This is a genomic window from Oleiphilus sp. HI0132, from assembly GCF_001635845.1.
In genome coordinates this window covers 1-3,325 of the sequence record NZ_LWGJ01001217.1, presented here as the reverse complement: position 1 = coordinate 3,325, position 3,325 = coordinate 1, and the positions used below count along the sequence as shown (strand labels likewise).

Sequence of the window (3,325 nt, the reverse complement as noted above, 5' to 3'; positions counted from 1 at the left end):
AATTCAGGCGTAAAGGTATTACTTGGCAGCTCTAAATTAACTTGCGACTGAATAAAGCTCATTGTACTTTCTTGCCCTAAAGCATCTGTGATCCGGAGTTCGCTCACATTCGAACCAGAGAAACGTAACTTCAGCCCCTCAAATAAGCTTTCCTCTGATTTTGGCTTTAAAGTGAACTGCCTTATTGATGGTTCAAACCATGCCATTTCTACCTCAAATAGCTGACCAATTTTTTGAGTATCACCACTAAACAATATTGCGGGAGTCGTTTGCACCTGCGAGCCCACAGCTTGGATAGTTGCCTGCTCTAAGTCAGGGTCATAAACAGTTACCTCCTTTCCATCAGAGATAACAATTTGTTCGAGCGGTTCATAGGTACGCCAGAAGAATTTGCCTGCTCTATCTGCTTTAAGCTCACCTTTAGACTCCTGAATACGTGCACCACGCTGATCAACAGAATATTGTACAAAAGTCGCAGAAAGAGTTTTTATCCTATTCAGAGACTCTACAAGCTCATCCAGTGCAGAGCCTTGCGTTTCAGGTGCTGAATAAACTGAACAGGTAAAAAGAGATAAAACGGAGAAGAAAATAAATCTATACATAGTGTGTCCATAACAAGTAATACAAGGCGTATACACCCTAAATAAGCGTAAGCCTTTCGCTAGAACGCAACTTTAACACATGAAACAAAGCTGAAAAGATAATTGTTGTTCATCTTATCATCTTGGCTATTTGCATAGATAACAACCCGAATTCTAAACGCTCAGCCCCTATTCACCACTTAAAACACTACATATCGGCATATCTAGAGCCACAAAAATTGATTCAGAATCACTCACCCACTAGCGATCTTCTCTCATTAAACTACACTTGAGGATCAGTGGTTTAGATATTTCCACTTCTAACAATGGTGATCATTTTGAACGATGGCGACAAAGCCAACAATCAGGGCTACAGCTTGGGTGTAAGGCTTCTAAGAGTTGTCTTTTCACTCTAATTGCTGATTACTTTGGTGATCACTGCTGTACATATGTATAACGAGTACCAGCAACAAAAGTTACGCATAGACCGTAACCTTATTACCTACCAATCGATCTTTGGAAAGTCTATTGCCACAGCTTGGTGGAATTATGATATGGAGCAACTTGAAGCTACGCTCCAGGGGGTATTAGGGCTTGCCGATATTTCAGGAATCCTGCTGATAGATTCAGAATCGAAACAGATTTTCGTCGATGGAAATAGCCCCAAAGAGAACGTAGATAAAGACAGCTGGGCAAATAAGTTCTATCAAGAATTCGAGGTGAGCTACGATGGACGTAAAATGGGTACACTTTACTTGTTTTCAAGCAGAGACATAGTAATAGACCAAGTTAAACACAATTTTCTATTCATTTTGGTGAACGCTGTTATTAAGTCAATTGTGCTATGGATACTCTTTCTGTGGGCGTTTAACAAGTTTCTAGTTAAAGCACTTGATAAGTTTCTGATTAAGATGGAAACAACTGACTTTGACAACATACATGACGATAGGCCAACTCTATCTGCTGAACTCTCACACCCCGGGCTTGATAGCCGTGAATTACGGCGCTTAGATAATGTATTCACATCACTTAAAAAGCGTCTTGATAAATCGAAAAACAACTTGCTTTCGCTTAACTCAAATCTTGAAGACATTGTCAGCAAACGTACGAGCATGCTTAAGCGACAGAGTAGTCTACTAGAAGCAATGAGCAGCCAGGCACGAATAGGCGCATGGGAATATGACATTCAAAGTAAAGTGCTAACCTGGTCGTCAAAAACGAGAGAGATATTTGAGGTAGACGATAGCTTCACTCCCACGCCCGACTCTATCAAGCAATTCTATCCCGAACAAAGCATGGGGAAACTTGAAGCACTCCAACTCGAAGCCATCAGATCCGGCACGCCTTGGGCTGAACAGTTAAAAGTAAAAACACATAAAGGCCATCATATTTGGATCACTAGTACCGGTGAAGCAGAGTTTGAAGATGGAGTCTGCCTTCGTTTGTATGGTTCAGTGCAGGACATTGATGCCGAGGTAGGGGCTCATCAAGACCTTGTAGATGCAAAACAAAAAGCCGTGGCTGCAGACGTTGCTAAAAGCGAGTTTTTAGCCAGCATGAGCCACGAGATCAGAACTCCCATGAACGGCATTATGGGTATGCTCCACTTGCTACTAGGTAGCGATCTAAGCGAACAGCAGCGAGATCAGGCTGAACTATCTCTTTCTAGCGCAGAATCCTTACTGTCACTACTAAACGAAATATTAGATATTTCGAAAATAGAAGCTGGCAAGCTAAAACTCGAATATATCGATTTTGACCTTTCTGAGCTTCTTCGTCACCAAGAAAGCTTATGGAAAGGGACTGTTGAAAAGAAAGGCGTCAAGCTTGAACTCCAGTGCACAGACATTTCTCATCAGTATTTAAAAGGTGACCCGAATAGAATTAAGCAAATCGTTTCGAATCTAGTCAGCAATGCAGAAAAGTTTACCGAACAAGGCATTATCAAAATGACCGCTTCGACCTTAGAAGTTGGCGATAAAATAAAAGTGAGTATTAGTATTACTGATACTGGAGTAGGTATAAAACAAGCAAAACTCGGCACAATCTTCGATATTTTCTCACAAGAGGACAGCTCTACCACACGTAAGTATGGCGGGACAGGTTTAGGCTTAACTATCGTGCGCGAACTATCTGAAATGATGGGAGGTCACGTAGACGTGGTGAGTAAATTAGGATGCGGCAGCACATTTACCGTTCAGCTATTATTAGATATTGGGAAACGCCACAAGCCATCAACACACTTGAGCCACGAGAACGTGACAACAAAGCCTCTCTAGGCAGTTTCAATATTTTGTTGGTAGAAGATGTCAAAACAAACCAATTGATAGCCGAAGTGATTCTTGATGAAAACAACTACCCTTGCACCACCGCNAATAATGGGCAGGAAGCCATTCAAATATTGAAAGAAAGTAATACACAATTCGACCTGATATTAATGGACTGCCAAATGCCAATTATGGATGGCTACGAAGCGACTAGAAAAATTCGAAAAGGGTCTGCGGGTGAACATTATACAAGAATACCAGTGGTCGCCATGACAGCTCACGCGATGAAAGGCGATCGAGACAAGTGTATCGAAGCGGGTATGAACGACTATTTATCAAAACCTTTTTCACCAGAAGAAATGTTAGAAAAACTACAATACTGGTTATAAAAGAACGGTTAGCATATTAAGCGAGCTATTAACTATAACTTATAAATCAAGCGTGATTAGGTAGAAATTATGAAAAGCTTATTATTCT

Annotated in this window: 3 protein-coding genes; 2 read left to right on the top strand and 1 reads right to left on the bottom strand. The window is 41.1% G+C overall.

Annotation, left to right across the window (positions count from 1 at the left end):
- Positions 1–602, bottom strand: a 602-nt coding sequence (gene lolA, locus A3766_RS17770; RefSeq protein ID WP_068642619.1) for an outer membrane lipoprotein chaperone LolA, incomplete at its 3' end; no start/stop codon positions are given.
- Positions 603–1,030: 428 nt separating this feature from the next.
- On the opposite strand from lolA, the gene A3766_RS17765 reads away from it, so the two are divergent.
- Together A3766_RS17765 and A3766_RS17760 are read left to right on the top strand one after the other, a co-directional pair.
- Positions 1,031–2,860, top strand: coding sequence for an ATP-binding protein (locus tag A3766_RS17765; protein WP_068634257.1), 1,830 nt, complete (start codon positions 1,031–1,033; stop codon positions 2,858–2,860).
- Between the two features lie 14 nt (positions 2,861–2,874).
- Positions 2,875–3,237, top strand: coding sequence for a response regulator (locus A3766_RS17760; protein WP_068552638.1), 363 nt, complete (start codon positions 2,875–2,877; stop codon positions 3,235–3,237).
- Positions 3,238–3,325: the final 88 nt, after the last annotated feature.